The sequence below is a fragment of the Paenarthrobacter sp. 10L412 genome, assembly GCF_056395565.1.
On record NZ_JBFTJT010000001.1, the window covers coordinates 174,997 to 193,757 of the forward strand.

An 18,761-nucleotide genomic window follows, 5' to 3' on the forward strand; every position below is an offset into this window, starting at 1 on the left:
AATTTCTGAAGGAGCATCATCAATGACGCTATTTACGGACCTCAGTGGATGGCTGGGAGCCTTTGTGGTCCTCGCGGGGTACGCGTGTTTCTCCCTGGGGTGGATCCGTGCAGGGTACCGCTTCCAGCTGGCGAATCTCATCGGTTCTGCAGCCCTCGCCTTCAGCAACACCGCCACCGGCTCCTGGCCTTCAGTGGCGCTGAACATTTGCTGGTGCCTCTTCTCAGCAGTGGCCATCGTCCGGCTTCGCGGGACACCAAGGCGAGACCGGGAAAACATTCCAAGGATTCCCCGCAGGCCCGTAGATTGAAGTGGCAGAAGCGCCAAAAAGCAGTGGCCCGGACTCATGGAGAGTCCGGGCCACTGCTTTACGGCCTGCCGAAGGGATTGCTACCGGGCCTTGCTGTGCATGACGTGCTTGGTGCGCGAGTAGTCATCCAAGGCGTAAGCCGAGAGGTCGCGACCGTAGCCGGAGCTCTTGAATCCGCCCCAGGGCATCTCTGTTGCCAGAGCCAGGTGGGAGTTGACCCATACGGTACCGGCCTCAAGCCGCGATGACATCTCGTGGCCCAACTGCGGGTTCAGGGTCCACACTGAGGCTGCCAGTCCGTAAGGCACTCCATTCGCCCGGCTCACGGCCTCGTCTTCGGTGGCAAACGTTTCGACTGTGACAACGGGGCCGAAGATCTCCTCAACCGTGCAGGCCGCGCCTTCCGGTACGTCTACGAGCACTGTCGGAGCCACAAAGTAGCCTGCGCCCTCCAGCGCACCGCCACCCAGTGCTGCCCTGGCGCCGTCCGCTTTCGCGCGCTCCAGGTGCCCCAGCACGCGCTCGTAGTGGGCCTTCGAAATCATGGGGCCCATTTCGACGTCGGCGCCTGCGGTGGACTCCCCGACAACAAGGGTGCCGACCTGCTCCACAAGCAACTCGGTGAAGCGCTCGGCGACCGATTCGTGCACGAGCACACGGCAGGCAGCACCGCACTCCTGGCCGGAGTTCCAGTAAGCGGCCGCGCGCAGCGACTCGGCGGCTGCGGCGAGATCCGCGTCGGCGAAGATCACAACGGGCGCCTTGCCGCCCAGTTCCAAGTGCACGCGCTTGACCGTCTCCGCTGCCAGGCGGGCCACTGCGCGGCCACTGTTGACCGAGCCAGTCAGGGCGATCATGGCAACATCAGGGTGTTCGGCGAGACGCGCCCCGACCACCGGGCCGAGGCCCGTGACGATGTTAAGCACTCCTGACGGAAGCAGGTCCGCGATCAATTCGGCAAACTTCAGCGTGGTAAGCGGCGTCTGCTCCGAGGGCTTGAGGACCATCGTGTTGCCGGCCGCCAGGATTGGCGCAATCTTCCAAACAGCCATGAGCAGCGGATAGTTCCACGGCGTGACCACACCTACAACACCCAGCGGTTCCCGCAGGATGACAGAAAGGTGGTCTTCGGCGTACTCGCCTGAGGCAACGGAGGTGGTGGACCGGCATGCACCCGCCATGAAACGGAAGGAATCGATGGAAGAAGCGACATCGTCCTCGGCCACCATCAGCGGTTTTCCGGTGTTCAGGGCCTCAAGCCGGGCAAGTGCGTCCGCGTTTTCAGCCAGGCGGTCAGCGATGGCCAGCAGGATCTCCGCACGCTGCTTGGGCAGCGTGCGGCCCCATGCCTCCTTTGCCTCGAGTGCAGCGGCGACGGCCACGTCAACGTCTTCGGCGACGCCTTGGGCAACCTCACAGATGACGGCTTCGGTACAGGGATTAACGACAGCCAGCGTTTCACCGCTGGCTCCCGCACGGAACTCACCGGCAATGAAATGCTTGCCGGGCGGAAGCTGGTCGAGCTCGAAAATCGGTGACGGATCCGTGCCACGGCGCACTGATCCTGACAATGTTGTTGCTGTAGTCATGGTCACTCCTGGTTGTTCTTATTTGGGCAGAAACAGATGGTGCAGGTTCTTGGGTTGGGCATCTGGCGGATTCTCCGCTTAGGCGTATGCAGCCTCGAGTTGAAGTTCTCCCACGAGTTTTGCGATACGCGCCAAAGATTCGGGGTCGAGGTCTGCCGTCGGCCGGCGCGGCGTGCCGATCGGATGGCCAAGCAAATCCAAAGTGGCTTTGATGGCTGGCACAAACGGCACAGAGAGGATGGCATCGATCAGTGGATAAATGCGCCTCCACTCGGCTTGTGCTGCCGGGAAGTCGCCGGCAGCAACTGCGCTCTGGACCGCCACAATTTCGCGCGGCAGGATGTTCGCCGTACCGGCCATGACAGCAGTGGCGCCCTCCGTTAGCGCGGCCAGAGTCAGACTGTCCCAGCCGATGATGGTTGAGATGTACTCGCCATGGTGGTGGATCAATTGCGTGGCCTGCCCCATGTCGCCGCTGGAGTCCTTGATGTAGAGGATGTTCTCCACTTCCCGGGCCAGTTTCCCCACCAGGTCGGCGTCAAGGTTGAGACCAGTGAGCGCTGGCATGTTGTAGAGCATTGCCGGCAGTTCGATTGAACCTGCCACGGACCGGAAGTAGCTGGCAGCCTCCGCCGGCGAGAGGAGATCGTAGTACGGGGTGATCAGCATGACGACGTCGGCGCCGCTCTCCTGCGCGTGCCGGGACAACCGGATGGCCTCGTCGGTGCTGCTCGCGCCGGTCTGGGCCACCACCGGCACGCGGCCTGCTGCGTGATCCACAACGGTCTCGACGATGAGGCGCCGTTCGTCGGCAGTAAGCGAAGCGAACTCGCCGGTGGAGCCACAGGCAACAACGCCGTTCACACCGCCGTCGATGGAGCGGTCCACCAGTGAGCGCAGTTTTGGCTGATCAATAGTGCCATCGGCCGTAAAAGGCGTTGGCAGCGCAGTTAGCACACCGCTGAGTTGTAGTGACATAGGGAGTTCCTGTCTGCTGATCCTGAAACGGGACATGGGTGGGAGCTTGGCAATCCAGTTAGAGCAATTTGTCCTTCAACCACACCCCGCACGTTCAGTTACTGAACGCTATGATCAATTCTTGTACATCTACTCGCGCGCCACAATAGATGTGGGCCGAATTAACACACCATTAACGCGGGACCGCACCCACCGATGTGGGGACGTCCAGCATTGCCTGGGCCGCCATGATGTCGGGGTTGCAATACCCAGCCCGCCAACAGGAGGCCCGATTAGGCCAAAGCTTCGGCAACCTCGTTGGCGGCCTGGCCCAGCTCGGCAACAATTCGCAGCACGCCGCTGGACTTGATCCGCTGGACCAGTCCCTGCAGGACAAGGATGCCAAGCAGTTCTCCGTGAGGATCGCGCGACGGACAGGCGATAGCGAAGAGCCCTTCTTCCAGCTCATCGTCCAGAAGCGCGTAGCCCTGCTCCCTGACCCGGTGTACTTCGCGCAGCAGGGCACGGCGAGTCGTGATGGTGCGCTCGGTATAGGACTCAAGCCGATCCGGCAGGACTTCGGCGATCCTGTCATCGCTCAATTCGGACAGGATGAGCTTTCCCGTGGCGCTGGCATGCAGCGGATACGTCCCGCCAACGTAGAGGTGCGATGCGTTCAGGAAACGTGTAGCCGATGCTTCTGCAATGACGTCATAGGCAGTTTCGCCCCTCAACATTGCGAAGTTCACGGTCTCGTTCAGCTGCGCGGCGTATTTGTCCAGGACAGGCTGGACTCTTGCGACCACCCCGGCATGCGGGTCGGCCAGCCTGCCAAGCCGGGCAACCTGCCAGCCAAGCTTGTACCGGTTGTCGCCGCTACGGTCCACGAAACCCGCATGCTCCAAGCTGAGGAGCAGGCGAAAAGCCGTCGGCCTGGTTATGTCCACAAGCTGGGCTACCTCGGTGACGGAGACTCCTTCAGGATGCCGGCCCAGCTCAGCCAGGAGATGCGTTGCTTTGACAACGGACTTGTTCGTCAGGTCCACGCCTTCCCCGGATAGCGGGTTCTCGCTGACCGCGCCCGCCGGATACCCATCTGAGTTCAGCACTTGCGCCCCTGATTCGGAATTCATAACGTCCCTTGCTCTTTCGTGTAGCCAACGAGATGGTGGAGTCGTGCGGTCGGGCCGTGGTCGCGCTACTGCCGTGCCGCCGGAACGAGGGTTTCCCCCGATGTGGGCATCGGCGTGAGGAGCATCGTAGCGGTGTCGATGCGCTCGTCGGTGTCCTGCCCTTCGGCTAGCGCCTCGGCCTCTTTGCCGCTGGACACCACGGGCACTGAACCGAGAAGCGGACGCGATGCAGACTCCCGCATTTTCAGCACTGCCAGGAGCGCGATGACGGAGAAGAACATCACATAAAACGCCGGTGCGAAGGCATTTCCCGTGATCTGGACGAGGATCTGGCTGACCAGCGGGGTAGTGCCGCCGAAGAGTGAAATGGAGAGATTATGCGTGAGTCCGACACACCCAAAGCGTGAGGCGGTGGGGAACAGTTCGGACATCACGGCACCCGTCAACGCCAGGAAGCAGGCACAGGGGACGGCCACCAGGAACAGTGCCAAGTACAGCGACCACAGAGCGCCGACCTGCATCAAGGCGAACGCGGGGATCAGCAGGATGATGTTGCCGAGCGTGGCAATGGCATACACAGGGCGCCGTCCAATCCGGTCGGACCAGCGCGCCACGACAGGAATCATCACAGCCAGCAGAACCAGGACAACAACTGCAGCCACGGCAGTGTGTACCGCATCCGACCCCACCTGCGTTTCCAGATAGGTGGGCATGTAGCTGGTCAGCATGTAGGCCGAAGTGCCGTCAGCGGCGATCAGCGAGATCCCGATAAGAATCTGGGGCCAGTAGTGCTTGACGATGTTGGGCAGGCTGTGGCGGACGAAAATCGGGTTGACATCGCCATGGCCGGACTTCTCCTGTGCGACCTCGAAGCTCGGCGATTCCGGGATGCGCTTGCGGAGTGAGATTGCCACCAAGCCCAACGGCAGGGCGATCAGGAAGGGAATGCGCCAGCCGCCATCGCGCATCGCGGATTCGCCCCACACCGACGTCGTAATCGTTGCCACTACAGCCACTACTCCGGCGCCGGCCGCGAAGCCCAGCATCGAACCGGAGTTCAGGAGCGATGTCATAAACCCGCGGCTTCGGTCCGGAGAAAACTCCGAGATATAGGTCGCCGCACCGGAATACTCGCCCCCGGTTGAGAAACCCTGCAGCATCTTCAATAGATAGAGCGGAATGATGACCCAGAGGCCAACCTGTCCGGCGGTCGGCAGCAGGCCGATAACGGTGGTAGCGGCCGCCATCAGTGCCATCGTAAAGAACAGCACCTTGCGGCGACCGATCCTGTCACCCAGCGGGCCGAGGATCATGCCTCCGAGGGGGCGAACGACGAAGGACACAGCGAAGCCCAGAAGAGTGACCAGGAGGCCCATTCGCCCGTCCATTCCTTCGGTGAAAACCGAAGTCATGGTGACGGCCAGGTAGCCGTAGATCCCGATGTCATACCATTCGATGAAGTTGCCTACACCGGCGCCAATCTGAGCTTTCCGCAGTTCGCGGTTGTCCACGACTATGCAGTCATCCGCCCTCAATCGGCGTGCCGCCTTGGGCAACCCTTGGCGACGCGTTTCGCGTTGATCGAACATCTTTGTCCTACTTTCCTTAAAAGCCAGAAGCGCAAGACTCAATCGCGTCGGACAGCCCAAGGAGGGCTACCGACATCGGCAGAGACGCCACAGGGACCGGCATCGCGTCTTCTTTCAGCATGGCTCCTTGTAATTCGTGCACTTCCAGGCAACGTGCCGGCATTTTGCTGGCCGGCCAGCGAAGTTTCGGGGCCAAGAACCCCAAGGCCCGACGAGTTCAACAAGTGAACGTCGTGATCAAAAATATGACACCCGCCACACCTTATGTCAAGAGCGCCCCGCAACCTCCCGCGATCTGGGCCACGTCTTGACAGTGAACTGCACAACACCCTAAATTGAACGCAGCGTTCAATATCTGACGTTCACCAATGAAGTTGTCGCCGAGTCCGGCGCAGTCCAAGGAAGCACCGCTGCCATGAAAAACGAACCACTGAGCCTGTTCGCATTCGACGTATTTGCTCCCGCGCACCTGACCTCCGGTTCGTGGCGCCACCAAGGTGACGAAGGCTATCGCTACACAGACCTGGAGTACTGGAAGGGCGTAGCCCGGATGCTGGAAGAAGCCAGCTTCGACGGAATCTTCTTCGCCGACAACCTCGGCTACCACGACGTCTTCCGTGGTTCAGGCGATGCTGCGTTGCGCGATGCGGCGCAGTTTCCCATCAACGACCCCACCCTGCTGATCAGCGGCATGGCCGCGGTCACGAAACACCTGTCCTTCGGTGTCACGTGCTCAGCAACCTACGAGCCGCCATACATGCTTGCCCGCCGCTTCAGCACCCTGGACCACCTCACGGCCGGACGCGTCGGCTGGAACATCGTTACCTCTTACTCCGAAGCCGCGGCCCGCAACCTTGGCAAGGAACAGCAGCTCAGCCCCGCAGAGCGCTACGACATGGCCGACGAGTACATGGACGTGGTTTACAAGCTTTGGGAAGGTTCATTCGAGGAAGACGCCGTGGTCCGCGATCCAGCTTCCGCGACCTATATCGACCCCAGCAAGGTCCACGCCATCAACCATTCCGGTAAACACTTCACCGTTCCCGGCTTCCACCTTTGCGAGCCCTCCCCGCAGCGCACTCCCGTGCTGTTCCAGGCAGGCTCTTCTTCCAGGGGCATGGCCTTCGGCGCCAAGCACGCCGAGGCTATCTTCATCCAGAGCACCTCCGTGGAAGGCGCCAAGCGCACGGTAGCCAAGGTGCGCGACTCTGTGGCCGAAGCGGGCCGCGATCCTCAGGATGTCAAGGTTGTCATCCTCTTGACCGTAGTCGTGGCTCCCACCGATGAGGAAGCCCAGGCCAAGTACCAGCAAGCCGTGGACAATGCACCGATAGAAGGTTGCCTCGCTCGATTCAGCGGCTGGACCGGAATCGACATGTCCGAGTACGAACTGGATGCTCCCTTGAAGTCCGTGGGCACCAAGGCAGCACAGTCCATGGTGGATATGTTCTCCAAGGCCGATCCGGACCGGGACTGGACCCCGCGCCAGATCGCCGAGTTCCTCGCCGTGGGCGGCAGCGGCTGCACCATCATCGGCTCACCCGAAACCGTGGCTGCCGAACTGCGCCGGTGGCGCGACGAGGCCGACGTAGACGGCATCAACCTCAGCTACACCACCAAGCCCGGCGACTGGAAGACATTCATCGAACTGGCCCTCCCTGAACTACGTGCCCAGGGACTCGTTTCCCCGGCACGCACCGAAGACCAGGCTGCGGCAACCCTGCGCGAAAAGCTCTTCCCCGGGCACAAGTACGCCCTCGACAGCCATCCTGCCGCCGGATACCGCGCGGAGCGACTGGCTCCCACCAGCAACTGACACAACAGACTGACGAAAGCACAAAGGAACCATCATGGATATCACCCCAACCGCCGAACAGGCCCCGGCACCGGACCTCTCCCCCGCCTACTACCGCCAAGTACTGGGCAAGCTGCCCACCGGCGTCGTGGCAATCACCGGCATTAACGACGACGACGAGAAGCTCGGCCTGGTCGTCGGCACCTTCCAATCACTCTCGCTGGAACCGCCCTTGGTCATGTTCTGCGTTGACCGCTCTTCCTCCACCTGGCCGAAGCTTCGCAAGCTGCAGAACTTCACGGCCAACATCCTGGCCGACGACCAGATCAGCACGTGCCGCTCCCTTTCCCGGAAGGGCCCGGAAAAGTTCGAGAACCTGCCCAGCACGCCGGGCCCCCTCGGGACCCCACACCTGGATGGTGCCACGGCCTACATCGACTGTGTGGTCACCGCAGAAGTGGTCGTCGGCGACCACTACATGGTGGTCGGCGCCGTGACCAACATGGAAGAAGGAACAGGCAACGCCCTGATCTTCCGTGGAGGCAAGTTCGGCCAGTACCAGCCCATCGAGATCCCCGTACCTGCAGAAGCAAAGAGCGCATCATGAGCAACCGCAAAGAAACAATCCTCAAGGCCTGGAACGACGCCTGGGGCGAAGGCGACCTGACCGCGTTCGAGCAGTTGCTTGCACCGGGCTATGTCCGCCGCTCCAAATCAGGCAGCGAAGACTATCAAACCCTCAAGGCGAACATCGAGGCGATGCACGCTGCCTTCCCCGATACCCGCACCGACATCCTGCAGATCATTGAGGACGGCCAGAAGACCGCCATTCACTGGCAGACCACGGCAAGCCACCAGGACACCTTCATGGATGTCCCTGCCACAGGCCGCAAAGTCACTGTGACCGGAGCGTCCTTCCTCACGTTCGAGGACGGGAAGCTCGCTGAGGAATGGGTCGTCTGGGACCCGCGTGAACTACTTGCCGCTCTGGGAATCTGGCACCTCGGCGCCGGTAACCCAATCGCACAGGAGACGCAACGATGACACTCAACGGACATTCCCTGATCGCCGGAGACACCGTCGTCGGCACGGACGGCAAGTACTTCGCCATCGATCCGTCCACCAACGCGCAACTGGAACCGGCCTTCAGCCTGATCAGCGAAGCACAGCTGAGGACCGCCACTGACGCAGCAGCGGACGCCTTCGAATCGTTCAGCAACCTCGATCCTGAACGCCACGCGCGCTTCCTGGAGATCATTGCCGAGAACATCGAAGCGCTCGGCCAGGAACTCATAGAACGGGCCATGGCAGAGACCGGACTGGGAGCAGACCGGCTGAGGGGCGAGCGTGCGCGGACCGCCGGACAGCTACGGCTCTTCGCGAAAGTTGTCCGCCAGGGTGACTTCCGCGGGGTTCGCATCGATCCGGCCATCCCGGACCGTACCCCGCTTCCCCGGGCAGACATCCGCCTGCGCCACATCCCGCTCGGCCCCGTGGCCGTTTTCGGGGCCAGCAACTTCCCTCTCGCCTTCTCCGTTGCCGGCGGTGACACTGCTTCCGCCCTCGCCGCGGGGTGCCCTGTGATCGTCAAGGCACACAACGCCCACCCAGGGACCTCCGAGCTTGTGGGCCGGGCGATCACCAAAGCGGTCCGTGCTGTTGGACTCCATCCCGGCGTCTTCTCGCTCATCTTCGGATCCGGCAACAAGATCGGCCAGGCCTTGGTAGCCGACCCCGTTATCAAGGCTGTGGGTTTCACCGGCTCCCGCGGCGGTGGCACGGCGCTAATGCGCACGGCTGCCGCGCGGCCTGAACCGATTCCCGTGTACGCGGAGATGTCTTCCATCAACCCCGTCTATGTTCTCCCGGGCGCCTTGGAAGGGGACATCGATACGCTGGCCCGCCAGTACGTCACATCCGTCACCGGGAGTTCCGGCCAGGTGTGCACCTCTCCCGGCTTACTGTTCGTCCCGGCCGGTGAAGCTGGAGACCGCCTCGCTGTCGCCGTCGGGAAGGCCATGAGCCAGCAAACCGGGCAGACCATGCTGACCCCAGGCATCGCTTCCTCCTGGCAGCAAGGTGTAGACGCCGTGGAGGCGGTGGCCGACGCCGGCCTGATCGCCCGCGGTGAAAAGGGAACAACCTCCAACGCACCTGCCCCAGCGGTGTTCAGCGTGGACCTCGACGCCTTTACCAACAGCCGTACGCTGCAGGAAGAAATCTTCGGTGCCGCCAGCTTGGTCATCCGGTACAAAGCCGTAGGGGACCTCATCGCCGCCACGCTTCGGCTCGAAGGACAGCTGACCGCGTCATTCCAGGCATCCGAGGCAGACTATTCCACTGTGGCACCGCTCATCACGGTCTTGGAGCGCAAGGTGGGCCGGATCATCATCAACGGCTGGCCCACCGGTGTGGAAGTCGGCCACGCGATGGTCCACGGCGGGCCCTACCCGGCCACCTCCGATTCAAGGACAACGTCCGTGGGCACGCTTGCCATAGATCGGTTCCTGCGGCCGGTCTCCTACCAGAACTTCCCGCAGCAGCTACTTCCGGCACCGCTGCAGGATTCCAACCCCTGGAAGGTAAACCGGATGATCGACGGCGAAATCACTAGCGTCACGCGCTAGGCAATTCGCAACTCAATATTTCCGGCCCTGGACAACCCGCCACCACAGGAGTCCAGGGCCGGAGTCCCACTCCCCCTTAATCAAGGACGATTAACCATGTCTATCAACACCATCGCAGAGACCCTGCGGACGGCCCGCTTGCAGGGTGAACCCATCGCGGCTCCCACGGAGAACTGGCCTTCCCTCGACGTCGACTCCGCCTTCGAAGTGCAGAAGGCGAACGTCGCCCACGCCGTAGCCAACGGCGACCGCCTTGTCGGCTATAAGTTGGGAAACATCGCCAAGGTCATGCAGGATGCCTTCGGCCTGGACCAGCCCGACTATGGCCACTTGCTCGCCGGCTTCTTTAAATACGAAAACACGTCCCTGCGCCGTGAGAGCTTCATCGAGCCTTACGTCGAACTCGAGCCGGCCTTCGTCCTCAAGCGAAACCTGGGCGGTCGGAACACAACTGTCGCAGATGTCATCAATGCGATTGACTACGCGCTGCCCGCCATCGAGGTCATCGACTCCCGCGTCAAGAACTGGGCGATCGGACTTCCCGATACCCTGGCTGACAACGGTTCCACCGGTGCAGTCATCCTCGGCGGCACCCCGCGTCTGCTCACCGAACTTAACCTGCGGGACACACGCGGCGTCCTCCGTTTCAACCACCGCGAAGTCATCACGGGCACTACGAAGAACATCCTCGGCAACCCGCTTGCCGCCGTCGCCTGGCTCGTCAACCGCCTCGCCCAGTACGACATCGAGTTCGAGGCCGGCCAGGTCATCCTTCCGGGCAGCTGCCTGAAAGCTGTTCCGATGAACGAAGCCGGCCGCTGGTCCGGCACCTTTGAAGGCTGGGGAACGGTCGAGTTCGACGTCACCACCGGCGTCGCAAACTAAGCCCATTGGTGGCCGGTGCCGTCCGGCCACCACCAACAACCAGCTAAGGAAGCCCTCACATGCGTTTTGCCAATATCTCCGGCCGGCTGTCTCTCGTCACCGCTGCCGACGGCGTGATTGACATCGCCACTGAGAGCAACGGCACGTTCAGTCCGCGAATTCAGGAAGCCTACGAACGCTGGGACGATCTGCTGGAGTTCGCCACCACGCTCCAAAGTGCAACCGGTAGGCCGTTTTCGGAGGTGGCCCCGGAAGAGTTCGGCGGCCCCGTTCCACAGCCGCGGCAGATCTTTGCCATTGGCCTCAACTATGCCAAACATGCAGCCGAGGCCGGGCTGGACGTTCCAAACGACCTTACTGTCTTCACAAAATTCGCCACCGCTCTGACGGGCCCCTTCGGCGAGATTTCACTGCCTCCCGGAACAGTGGACTGGGAGGTAGAACTCGTCGCCGTCATCGGCCAGGGCGGGCGGAACATCGCTGCGGAGGTCGCGTGGAAGCACGTCGCAGGCCTTACCGTTGGCCAGGATCTTTCCGAGCGCACAATGCAATCACAGGGTCCGGCGCCGCAATACAGCCTGGCGAAGTCCTACCCCGGCTTTGCGCCGATTGGTCCCGTTGTGGTGACACCCGACGAGTTCAAGGACCCGGACGACATCGGCCTGACCTGCACCCTGAACGGCGAGCAAGTACAGAGCTGCAGGAGTTCGGACATGGTCTTTTCCGTACCGGACATCATTGCACGCCTCTCCCAGGTCACCCCGCTGTTGCCCGGCGATCTCATCTTCACCGGCACGCCGCCCGGGGTGGGAGTGGGTCGCACTCCCCAACGCTTCCTTGCCCCGGGAGACGAGCTGGTCACTTTCATGGAGGGCGTCGGCGAGATGCGCCATGTTCTCCGGGCACCAGCAGCACCTGACACGGTTACTCCTGCCTGAGCGCGATCCGGGCCACCCAGAATTCGGCGAGATCGCGCGTGGATTTCAGGCTCCGGCCCGTCAGCTTCTCGATCCGGGTCAAACGGTAAGCGAGGGTCTGTCGGTGGATACCAAGGACGCTCGCCGTGGCCGTCCAATTGCGGTCCTGGTCCAGGTAGGCGCACAACGTCTCCAACAGTGAAGCCCCACTGCTGCCTTCGCGCAGCGGGCCCAAGACGCGGTCAATAACCTCAAGCGCTTCGCTCTCCGAACGAGGGGAAATAGAGAAGACCGCCTCATCGTAGTGGACCACTTCCTCGGCGCCGCTCCGAACCGACTCATACGCCCATTGGGCGCGCAGGGCCGCTTCACGCACCTCGCTGATATGGGTGAAGCGGGGCGACACGCCAGCTCGGACGCCGTGGAACCTGACGATGGAACGCAGACCCTCGACGTCGGAAGCGGACAGCAGCGAGACAAGGTACCCCTTACGCACCGCGCTGGCGTGCGGAATGGTAGCCAGTGATAAGGACTCAACGATGAGGTCCTCATGGGCGGGCACCATCACCGCCACCGCGAGGTCTCTGGAGTTCAGGCCAAGTTCGGCTGCGTCCTGCTCCAGCCTGGAAACGTTTATCTCGCCCGAGTACGCATCGGCCAGCACTTGACGGCCACGCCCTGCCGCAGCCATGGCGGCGGCGGCACGTCGATCAGCTTCGACAGCCACCACGCGTGTCAGGTGCACCAGCGTGAAGGAATCCAGCATGGAGCCATGGCCCTCGTCCACCAGCAGCACAGTCGGCCTGCGGGCAGTAAGCTGCCATGCCGACACCGATCCCTGCCGCAGAGTTGCGATCCTTGCGCCCCCAACCTTCGCTGACCGGGCCAAAGCCGCAGCCGCTTCCTGGACTTCGCCTTCGCCCGGCATCAGGGCGCCCGGCAATATCGTTGTTCCAGTGGCGGCGTCGACGGCGCACAGGGAAACGTGGAAGACCCTGCCGAGTTCCCGCATGAATCCATCCGGGGCTTCATAGGGTTCAAGCACGGTCCTGTAGAGACGGCTTAGCGTCAGAATCTGCTGGGTCTGGTTGTTGGAATTCGCGGCCGCGACGATCCGCCCAATGCTGGCGAACGGCACGGCGCTGGTGATCATGATGGGGAAATTCAGCCGGTCGGCTTCGGCAAGCATTTCCTGGGTGAGCGCGGGTGCGAGTTGGTCGTCGCCCACGGTCACTCCCGCGAGCCCCGCGGCATCCAACCGGCGGACCAGGTCCACTTGCCCCTGCCGGTCCTCCGGAATGCACAATCCCACCGTCATCAGCAGCTCATCGGGACCCAGCCAGCGCTCAGGCTCCGGCATTTCACTGCTGTGGGCCCACAGGACGCGGCGTTCTACCCCGCCCTGCCCCGCGATCAGGCGCGTGCTGGCCGCGTCCATGGCCAGGAGATCCGCCACGCGCAGGTTTTCTGCCACAGCCTTACCTCATATTCCAGTCTGGACTCTCAAATGCTGGATCACACTACGACGGCGTGTCATACGTAAGTACGAATCGTTCATCTAAATTCGTAGTTTAGTCCATAGATCGTGCGGGACCCAGCCACCTAATCTCGCAATAGAACAACCTCCGGAAACGTCAAGACCATTGGAGATACCCATGACTGAACAAACTGACGTAGTAGTCATCGGCGCCGGTCTCGCCGGCCTCATCACAGCACGCGAGCTCGACAACCGCGGCCACCACGTCGTCGTCCTGGAAGCCCGCAACCGGATCGGCGGCCGCCTGTACACCGAGAACCGCCTCGGCAGGACACTGGAACTCGGCGGCAACTGGCTCCACTGGACCCAGCCGCACGTCTGGGCCGAGGTGACCCGTTACGGACTGGAGGTCTCCCGCGGACCGCGCTCCGAAGAAACGTACTGGCTCGCCGGCAGCGAGGTACGCCGAGGCAACCTCGATGACTTCATGAAACTGATCGATCCGGGAATGACTCGCCTGCTGGCGGACACCACCAAGTGGCTTCCGCGCCCTGACGCCCCGCTGACAGTGGAGAACCTGGCCGAGGTGGACCAGTACAACTTGCAGGAAATGCTGGACAAACTGGACCTCTCCGAGGACGAGCGCAACGCGAACGAGGCCGCTTGGGTGGGGCACTTCAACGCTCCCCTGGATCAGTGTGCGTACGTCAACGCATTGCGCTGGACAGCTGGCTCCTCCGGGCACTGGCAACTCATGCACGAGGCATCGGCGATCTACCGACTGAGGGATGGCAACGACACGCTGGCCAACGCTATCGCCGCCGACACCAACGCGGACATCCGCCTCAACTCACCGGTGACTTGCGTCCGTCACACAAACAACGGCGCCACTGTCACCTACGGCGACGGCCAGGAAATCCACGCGAAGAAGGTGGTCATCACCTTGCCGCAAAACATTCTGCACAAACTCACCGTCCAGCCCGCCCTTTCCGAAGGCAAGCTGGCGGCCAGCCGGGAAAGGACTGCGTCCCAGGGAGTCAAGGCCTGGATCCGGGTCAAAGGTCCCATTAGGCCGTTCTTCGCATACTCCGCGCAGGACAAGCCGCTGTCAGTGATCCGCACCGAGTTCGTCGGCGACAACGACGCCGTCCTGGTGGGCTTCGGCGCCGACGCCGCCCGCATTGACGTCACGGATCCCGCACAGATCCGGGAAGCCATCAAAGTGTGGCGCGACGACCTGGAAGTCCTCGAAGTCACCGGGCACAAGTGGGGCGAAGACCCGTACGCCGAAGAAACGTGGCAGATCCAGCGACCCGGCCAGCTCACCAAATACCACGCCGCACAGCAGGCAAGTGAAGGCGTGCTTCACTTTGCCAGCAGCGACATCGCCAACATCTGGGCCGGCTTCTTCGACGGCGCCATCGAGTCCGGCCTGCGGGCCGGCCGTGAGGTGCACACCGAACTTCGGCCATAAGAAGAACTCAAACACATCCGAACTGGAGCGGGGTGGAGGCGCCATAAGGCGCCCCGCCCCGCTCTACGCGTTGTTGCCGGGGCAGCCTTGCAATAGACCTGTGAGCCATGCCATACTATTTCAAACGTTCGTAAAATGAACGTCGCGTTCAATTTACAATCAAGGATCAGCAGCTTCAGAGAGGAAGCCACCATGTCGATCGCAGACCGCACCGCCCGCACCTTCAGTCTCGGCAAAGCCGGACGCATGTTGAAGCGCTCCTCCCGCCCGGAGACCCAAGAATGCACTCACGAGCCGTCCCCGAGCATCAGCTGCACGCCATGGGAAGGCCTCTACCTGGAGCATTGGAACACCGCCGACGACGGCTGGCAAGACGACGCCGGCGTCGCCATCGAATTAGAGCGCTTCCTGGACGGCCTCCTGGCAGGCAAATAGGACAGTCGGCAGAAAGCCCCGCGATTGACACGACGTCGACACTGAAGTTCGTGCCGACGTCGAGCCTTAAGGTCTGGTTTAGACAGCCCCTTGCTGCAGGCTAACCAAGTGCTGCGGCTACCTGTTCGGCGGCCTGTCGCACTTCGTCGATGGTTTCGGCTAAACGGTGCGATTTAAGGCGCTGCGTGGGTCCGTTGATGGTTACTACGCCAATGAGTTCGCCGGTGGAGTTTCGGACGGGGCAGCCGACCGCAAACAGGCCGTCTTCGAGCTCGCTGTCCAGAATTGCGTACCCCTGCGTGCGGACTTTGCCCAGTTCTTGCAGGAGTGCGTTGCGGCTGGTGATGGTGTACGGGGTGTGGGCGTCCAGCGTCTCCGGCAGTTCCTTGGCCAGTTTTTCGTCGCTCTGTTCGGCGAGAATCAGCTTTCCCGTGGCACTGGCGTGCAGGGGATAGATTCCCCCAAGGTACTGGTGCGATGCGCTGAGGTAACGCGCCCCCAAGGCTTCGGCGATCACCTTGTGCGCGCCATCGCTATCCACCATGACGAAGCTGAATGTCTCATTGTGAATGCCTGCGTATTTGTTCAGTATGGGCTGGATTTTGCCGACCGCACCGGCATAGGGATCTACCAGTGAGCCCAAGCGGGCTATCTGCCATCCAAGCATGTACCGATTGTCCTCGCGCTGCACAAAGCCCGTTTGCTCCAGGCTCAAGAGCAAGCGGAAGGCTGTTGGCCGTGACATGCTACCTGCCCGCGCGAGTTCTGTGACGGTGATGCCTTGCGGGTGGTGGCCCAGGTTCTTTAACAGAACTGTTGCCTTGACGACGGAACTATTGGTCTGTCCCAAGGGCTCATGGACACTCGAGGCGTCGTCGCTTACTGGCGTTTCCTCTTGCTGGTTTAATAGCGATGCCATTCGCACTCCCGCTTCGATGGACGTGGCGGACCTCCTGTCAGCGATGTGGCAACCATTCAGGCAATCCGACGGTACGTTCATTTGCTGAACGTCATATTCAAATCTTGCGGCTCCCCTCCACCCCTGTCAACATCCCATTTCAAGATTTGCCCTTTCGATCCAGGCATTGACCGACACTGTGATTTGTGTCATATTTTGAATACGACGTTCAAGGCTTGAACGTTCGAGCCTCGGCATCCGAACTCGGATCCCCACATATCGCCCCACTGCTCATTGCACGCCCAGCCCCTCAGTGACCGGGAGGTCAAACATGTTCCATTGCCAACTTCTCAGTGCCGCGAATACGGCGGAACCCATGTCCCCAGCGGCGGGGATGTGACAAAATGTCAGCCATAGACAAAACCGCCGCCCCTCACAGCGTCGCCTCATCGACGAGCAAACGGCGCTTCATGATCAGGATGGTCACCGTCCTGATCGGCGGCATGTTCCTGGACGGCTACATTCTGGGCATCATCGGTCCGGTGTCCAGCAGGATGGCCGAGGACCTGCAGCTCGATCTGGTCTGGCAGGGTCTGATCGCCGCCGGAGCCCTGATCGGTATCCTTGTCGGCTCTCCGCTTGGCGGCTGGGCCGCCGACAAGTTTGGCCGCAAGCCGATCTTCATGTTGGACATCGCCCTCTTCGCGGTCGCCTCAAGCATGCAGTTCTTCATCGACACACCTGTATGGCTGTTCGTCGTACGCCTGCTGATGGGCATGGCGATCGGTGCCGAGTATTCGGTTGGATGGCCCATGATGAGTGAGTTCGCCCCCGCCCACCTGCGCGGCCGACTCCTGGGCGCTACGCTGATCGCCTGGTACGCCGGCTTCATGATCGCATTCCTGGTCGGTTACCTGCTGAACGAGTACACCGGCCTGAGCTGGCACTTCATCCTCGGCACCAGCACCTTCATCGCGGTGGCTATATTCCTGGGTCGGCTCGGTTTTCCGGAGTCGCCGCGCTGGCTTTGGAGCGTAGGCCGCAAGGACGAAGCCCGCGCTCTCGCCGTCAAGTACATGCCCGAGGACGCGCTCGACGACGTCCAGCACGAGGACGTCCGCAAGGGCAACTTCAGGATGCTGTTCAACAAACAGTACTGGCGGGCCACCCTGTTCATCTCAGGGTTCTGGTTCTGCGCGGTGACACCTTACTTCGCGATCGCCACCTTCGCCGACAGCGTTTTGACGCAATACGGCCTCTCCGGCGGGCTTGCTGGTGGAGTCGGTCTCTCCGCCGTTGCCCTGGCAGGCGTTGTCGTCACAGTGTTGTTGATCGACAAGGCCGGCCGCCGCGTACTGACCGTCCCGCCGCAGTGGCTGTGCGCCGTCGTCCTCGCAGTCATCGGCCTGTGGGCTGGCGCTCCGGCGCCTGTCGTGCTCATCCTCTTCCTGGTCTTCTCGTTCGTCAACGCGATGTACACCACCTTGACTGGCGTCTACCCGGGCGAGGTCCTCCCCACGGAAATCCGCGGAATCGGAACAGGCTTCGCCGCCGCAGTCAGCCGCGTCGGAGCAGGCATCGGCATCTTCCTCTTCCCGATGTCAATGCAGACACTCGGCGCCGGCCCCACGATGCTGATCGCCGCCGGAGTCGCCCTCCTCGGCGCCGGGCTATCACAGTGGCTGGCCCCGGAAACGAAGGGCAAAACCCTCACCGAAGCCGCAGCAGGCTTCACGCACTAAAGCCCATCGAGTAACCCTGGGCTGGTGGCCGGGCGTCACACTGAGCCACGTCGTGCGATGGCGTGAATTACATGAAAGGAGCGTGGGACATGGGTCTAGTCCTCGTCACAGGAGCTTCCTCGGGCCTTGGACTAGCGACTGTGACCAGCTTGGCAGAGGCGGGACATGACGTTGTTCTGCACGCCCGCAACTCCGTGCGAAACATCGATCACAACGTCCGCAATCGCATGTGCGAAGTCATCTACGGTGACCTCGCGGACTTGGATGAGACAGCCAGCCTGGCAGCGCGAGCGAACGATATCGGGGTATTTGACGCCGTGATCCATAACGCCGGAGTCCTTAATGGCCCCGAGGTATTCGCAGTTAATGTCGTCGCCCCCTTCGTACTCACGTCTTTGATGGCGGCTCCAGGTCGTTTGATTGTTCTTAGCAGTTCAATGCACATGTCCGGTTCGACTGACCTGGACATGGTCGACTTTTCCCACCCCGAAAGCAGGCCTCGACCATACGAAAACTCCAAGCTCTACGTCACGGCACTGGCGTTTGCTATCGCCGACTTCCATCCCAACATGCTCTCTCATGCAGTGGACCCGGGTTGGGTACCGACGCGGATGGGCGGCACTTCTGCTCCAGACAGTTTCAACGAAGGCCACCGTACCCAAGAATGGCTGGCCACTGCTGACGAAGCTGAAATCACGCCGCGTTCAGGCGGATACTGGTACCACCGCCAGCCACGCCACCCGCACCGGGCTGCCCTCAGCGGCCAGTTTCAACGTGAGCTAGTGGAGAAACTGGCAGGACATACCGGACTTGATTTAGCAACCACCGCCTGACCAGAGCTCGGACAGTGGACGGTCATCAAAGCCCACTACGCTGACGTCTTCCGGCATTCGTACACGTTCGGGTGAGACAGCGCGCTCGCGAGGGCATTCA

17 protein-coding genes are annotated in these 18,761 nt (G+C 61.9%); 11 read left to right on the forward strand and 6 right to left on the reverse strand.

Going from position 1 to position 18,761, the window contains the following annotated elements:
- The first annotated feature begins 22 nt into the window (after nt 1-22).
- The gene (locus AC1DD7_RS00820) at nt 23-310 is read left to right on the forward strand and encodes a CBU_0592 family membrane protein (protein ID WP_477513385.1); all 288 of its coding nucleotides are present in this window, start codon (nt 23-25) and stop codon (nt 308-310) included.
- Between the two features lie 80 nt (nt 311-390).
- Here the strand turns inward: AC1DD7_RS00820 and AC1DD7_RS00825 are convergent, their stop codons facing one another.
- The 4 genes from AC1DD7_RS00825 to AC1DD7_RS00840 form a co-directional block, all read right to left on the reverse strand.
- On the reverse strand, nt 391-1,899 hold the full coding sequence (locus AC1DD7_RS00825) for an aldehyde dehydrogenase family protein (RefSeq protein ID WP_477513386.1): 1,509 nt from the start codon (nt 1,897-1,899) through the stop codon (nt 391-393).
- Between the two features lie 78 nt (nt 1,900-1,977).
- On the reverse strand, nt 1,978-2,877 hold the full coding sequence (locus AC1DD7_RS00830) for a dihydrodipicolinate synthase family protein (protein WP_477513387.1): 900 nt from the start codon (nt 2,875-2,877) through the stop codon (nt 1,978-1,980).
- 272 nt (nt 2,878-3,149) lie between these two features.
- Nucleotides 3,150-3,989, reverse strand: a complete 840-nt coding sequence (locus AC1DD7_RS00835; protein WP_477513388.1) for an IclR family transcriptional regulator — start codon at nt 3,987-3,989, stop codon at nt 3,150-3,152.
- 65 nt (nt 3,990-4,054) lie between these two features.
- Entirely contained in the window at nt 4,055-5,578 is a 1,524-nt protein-coding gene (locus AC1DD7_RS00840) for an MFS transporter (RefSeq protein ID WP_477513389.1), read from the reverse strand.
- Between the two features lie 415 nt (nt 5,579-5,993).
- Between AC1DD7_RS00840 and AC1DD7_RS00845 the strand changes: the two genes are divergently transcribed.
- From AC1DD7_RS00845 to AC1DD7_RS00870, 6 genes are all read left to right on the forward strand, one after another.
- Nucleotides 5,994-7,394, forward strand: coding sequence for an LLM class flavin-dependent oxidoreductase (locus AC1DD7_RS00845; protein ID WP_477513390.1), 1,401 nt, complete (start codon nt 5,994-5,996; stop codon nt 7,392-7,394).
- Nucleotides 7,395-7,428: 34 nt separating this feature from the next.
- On the forward strand, nt 7,429-7,980 hold the full coding sequence (locus AC1DD7_RS00850) for a flavin reductase family protein (protein WP_477513391.1): 552 nt from the start codon (nt 7,429-7,431) through the stop codon (nt 7,978-7,980).
- On the forward strand, nt 7,977-8,417 hold the full coding sequence (locus tag AC1DD7_RS00855) for an ester cyclase (protein ID WP_477513392.1): 441 nt from the start codon (nt 7,977-7,979) through the stop codon (nt 8,415-8,417). The genes AC1DD7_RS00850 and AC1DD7_RS00855 overlap by 4 nt, the downstream gene beginning before the upstream one ends.
- The gene (locus AC1DD7_RS00860; RefSeq protein ID WP_477513393.1) at nt 8,414-10,000 is read left to right on the forward strand and encodes an aldehyde dehydrogenase (NADP(+)); all 1,587 of its coding nucleotides are present in this window, start codon (nt 8,414-8,416) and stop codon (nt 9,998-10,000) included. Before AC1DD7_RS00855 ends, AC1DD7_RS00860 begins: the two co-directional genes overlap by 4 nt.
- Before the next feature lie 96 nt (nt 10,001-10,096).
- Entirely contained in the window at nt 10,097-10,885 is a 789-nt protein-coding gene (locus AC1DD7_RS00865) for a 2-keto-4-pentenoate hydratase (RefSeq protein ID WP_477513394.1), read from the forward strand.
- Nucleotides 10,886-10,944: 59 nt separating this feature from the next.
- Nucleotides 10,945-11,823, forward strand: a complete 879-nt coding sequence (locus AC1DD7_RS00870) for a fumarylacetoacetate hydrolase family protein (protein WP_477513395.1) — start codon at nt 10,945-10,947, stop codon at nt 11,821-11,823.
- Here the strand turns inward: AC1DD7_RS00870 and AC1DD7_RS00875 are convergent.
- Entirely contained in the window at nt 11,810-13,276 is a 1,467-nt protein-coding gene (locus tag AC1DD7_RS00875; protein ID WP_477513396.1) for a PucR family transcriptional regulator, read from the reverse strand. The genes AC1DD7_RS00870 and AC1DD7_RS00875 overlap by 14 nt on opposite strands.
- 181 nt (nt 13,277-13,457) lie before the next feature.
- Between AC1DD7_RS00875 and AC1DD7_RS00880 the strand changes: the two genes are divergently transcribed.
- Together AC1DD7_RS00880 and AC1DD7_RS00885 are read left to right on the forward strand one after the other, a co-directional pair.
- Nucleotides 13,458-14,753 (forward strand): flavin monoamine oxidase family protein, encoded by a 1,296-nt coding sequence (locus tag AC1DD7_RS00880; RefSeq protein ID WP_477513397.1) that lies wholly within the window; start codon nt 13,458-13,460, stop codon nt 14,751-14,753.
- 192 nt (nt 14,754-14,945) lie between these two features.
- Nucleotides 14,946-15,188, forward strand: a complete 243-nt coding sequence (locus AC1DD7_RS00885) for a hypothetical protein (RefSeq protein ID WP_477513398.1) — start codon at nt 14,946-14,948, stop codon at nt 15,186-15,188.
- Between the two features lie 100 nt (nt 15,189-15,288).
- On the opposite strand, the gene AC1DD7_RS00890 is transcribed toward AC1DD7_RS00885, so the two are convergent.
- On the reverse strand, nt 15,289-16,107 hold the full coding sequence (locus AC1DD7_RS00890) for an IclR family transcriptional regulator (protein ID WP_477513399.1): 819 nt from the start codon (nt 16,105-16,107) through the stop codon (nt 15,289-15,291).
- 383 nt (nt 16,108-16,490) lie between these two features.
- Between AC1DD7_RS00890 and AC1DD7_RS00895 the strand changes: the two genes are divergently transcribed.
- Both AC1DD7_RS00895 and AC1DD7_RS00900 read left to right on the forward strand, forming a co-directional pair.
- A complete protein-coding gene (locus AC1DD7_RS00895; protein WP_477513400.1) occupies nt 16,491-17,828 on the forward strand; it encodes an MFS transporter in 1,338 nt (445 codons plus the stop codon).
- 89 nt (nt 17,829-17,917) lie between these two features.
- A complete protein-coding gene (locus AC1DD7_RS00900; protein WP_477513401.1) occupies nt 17,918-18,661 on the forward strand; it encodes an SDR family NAD(P)-dependent oxidoreductase in 744 nt (247 codons plus the stop codon).
- Nucleotides 18,662-18,761: the final 100 nt, after the last annotated feature.

Coding starts and splice junctions, on each gene's coding strand:
- AC1DD7_RS00870 (WP_477513395.1), top strand. CDS start 10,945: ATGCGTTTTGCCAATATCTCCGGCCGGCTGTCTCTCGTCACCGCTGCC.
- AC1DD7_RS00835 (WP_477513388.1), bottom strand. CDS start 3,989: ATGAATTCCGAATCAGGGGCGCAAGTGCTGAACTCAGATGGGTATCCG.
- AC1DD7_RS00830 (WP_477513387.1), bottom strand. CDS start 2,877: ATGTCACTACAACTCAGCGGTGTGCTAACTGCGCTGCCAACGCCTTTT.
- AC1DD7_RS00900 (WP_477513401.1), top strand. CDS start 17,918: ATGGGTCTAGTCCTCGTCACAGGAGCTTCCTCGGGCCTTGGACTAGCG.
- AC1DD7_RS00825 (WP_477513386.1), bottom strand. CDS start 1,899: ATGACTACAGCAACAACATTGTCAGGATCAGTGCGCCGTGGCACGGAT.
- AC1DD7_RS00895 (WP_477513400.1), top strand. CDS start 16,491: ATGTCAGCCATAGACAAAACCGCCGCCCCTCACAGCGTCGCCTCATCG.
- AC1DD7_RS00890 (WP_477513399.1), bottom strand. CDS start 16,107: ATGGCATCGCTATTAAACCAGCAAGAGGAAACGCCAGTAAGCGACGAC.
- AC1DD7_RS00845 (WP_477513390.1), top strand. CDS start 5,994: ATGAAAAACGAACCACTGAGCCTGTTCGCATTCGACGTATTTGCTCCC.
- AC1DD7_RS00855 (WP_477513392.1), top strand. CDS start 7,977: ATGAGCAACCGCAAAGAAACAATCCTCAAGGCCTGGAACGACGCCTGG.
- AC1DD7_RS00820 (WP_477513385.1), top strand. CDS start 23: ATGACGCTATTTACGGACCTCAGTGGATGGCTGGGAGCCTTTGTGGTC.
- AC1DD7_RS00850 (WP_477513391.1), top strand. CDS start 7,429: ATGGATATCACCCCAACCGCCGAACAGGCCCCGGCACCGGACCTCTCC.
- AC1DD7_RS00865 (WP_477513394.1), top strand. CDS start 10,097: ATGTCTATCAACACCATCGCAGAGACCCTGCGGACGGCCCGCTTGCAG.
- AC1DD7_RS00860 (WP_477513393.1), top strand. CDS start 8,414: ATGACACTCAACGGACATTCCCTGATCGCCGGAGACACCGTCGTCGGC.
- AC1DD7_RS00885 (WP_477513398.1), top strand. CDS start 14,946: ATGTCGATCGCAGACCGCACCGCCCGCACCTTCAGTCTCGGCAAAGCC.
- AC1DD7_RS00840 (WP_477513389.1), bottom strand. CDS start 5,578: ATGTTCGATCAACGCGAAACGCGTCGCCAAGGGTTGCCCAAGGCGGCA.
- AC1DD7_RS00880 (WP_477513397.1), top strand. CDS start 13,458: ATGACTGAACAAACTGACGTAGTAGTCATCGGCGCCGGTCTCGCCGGC.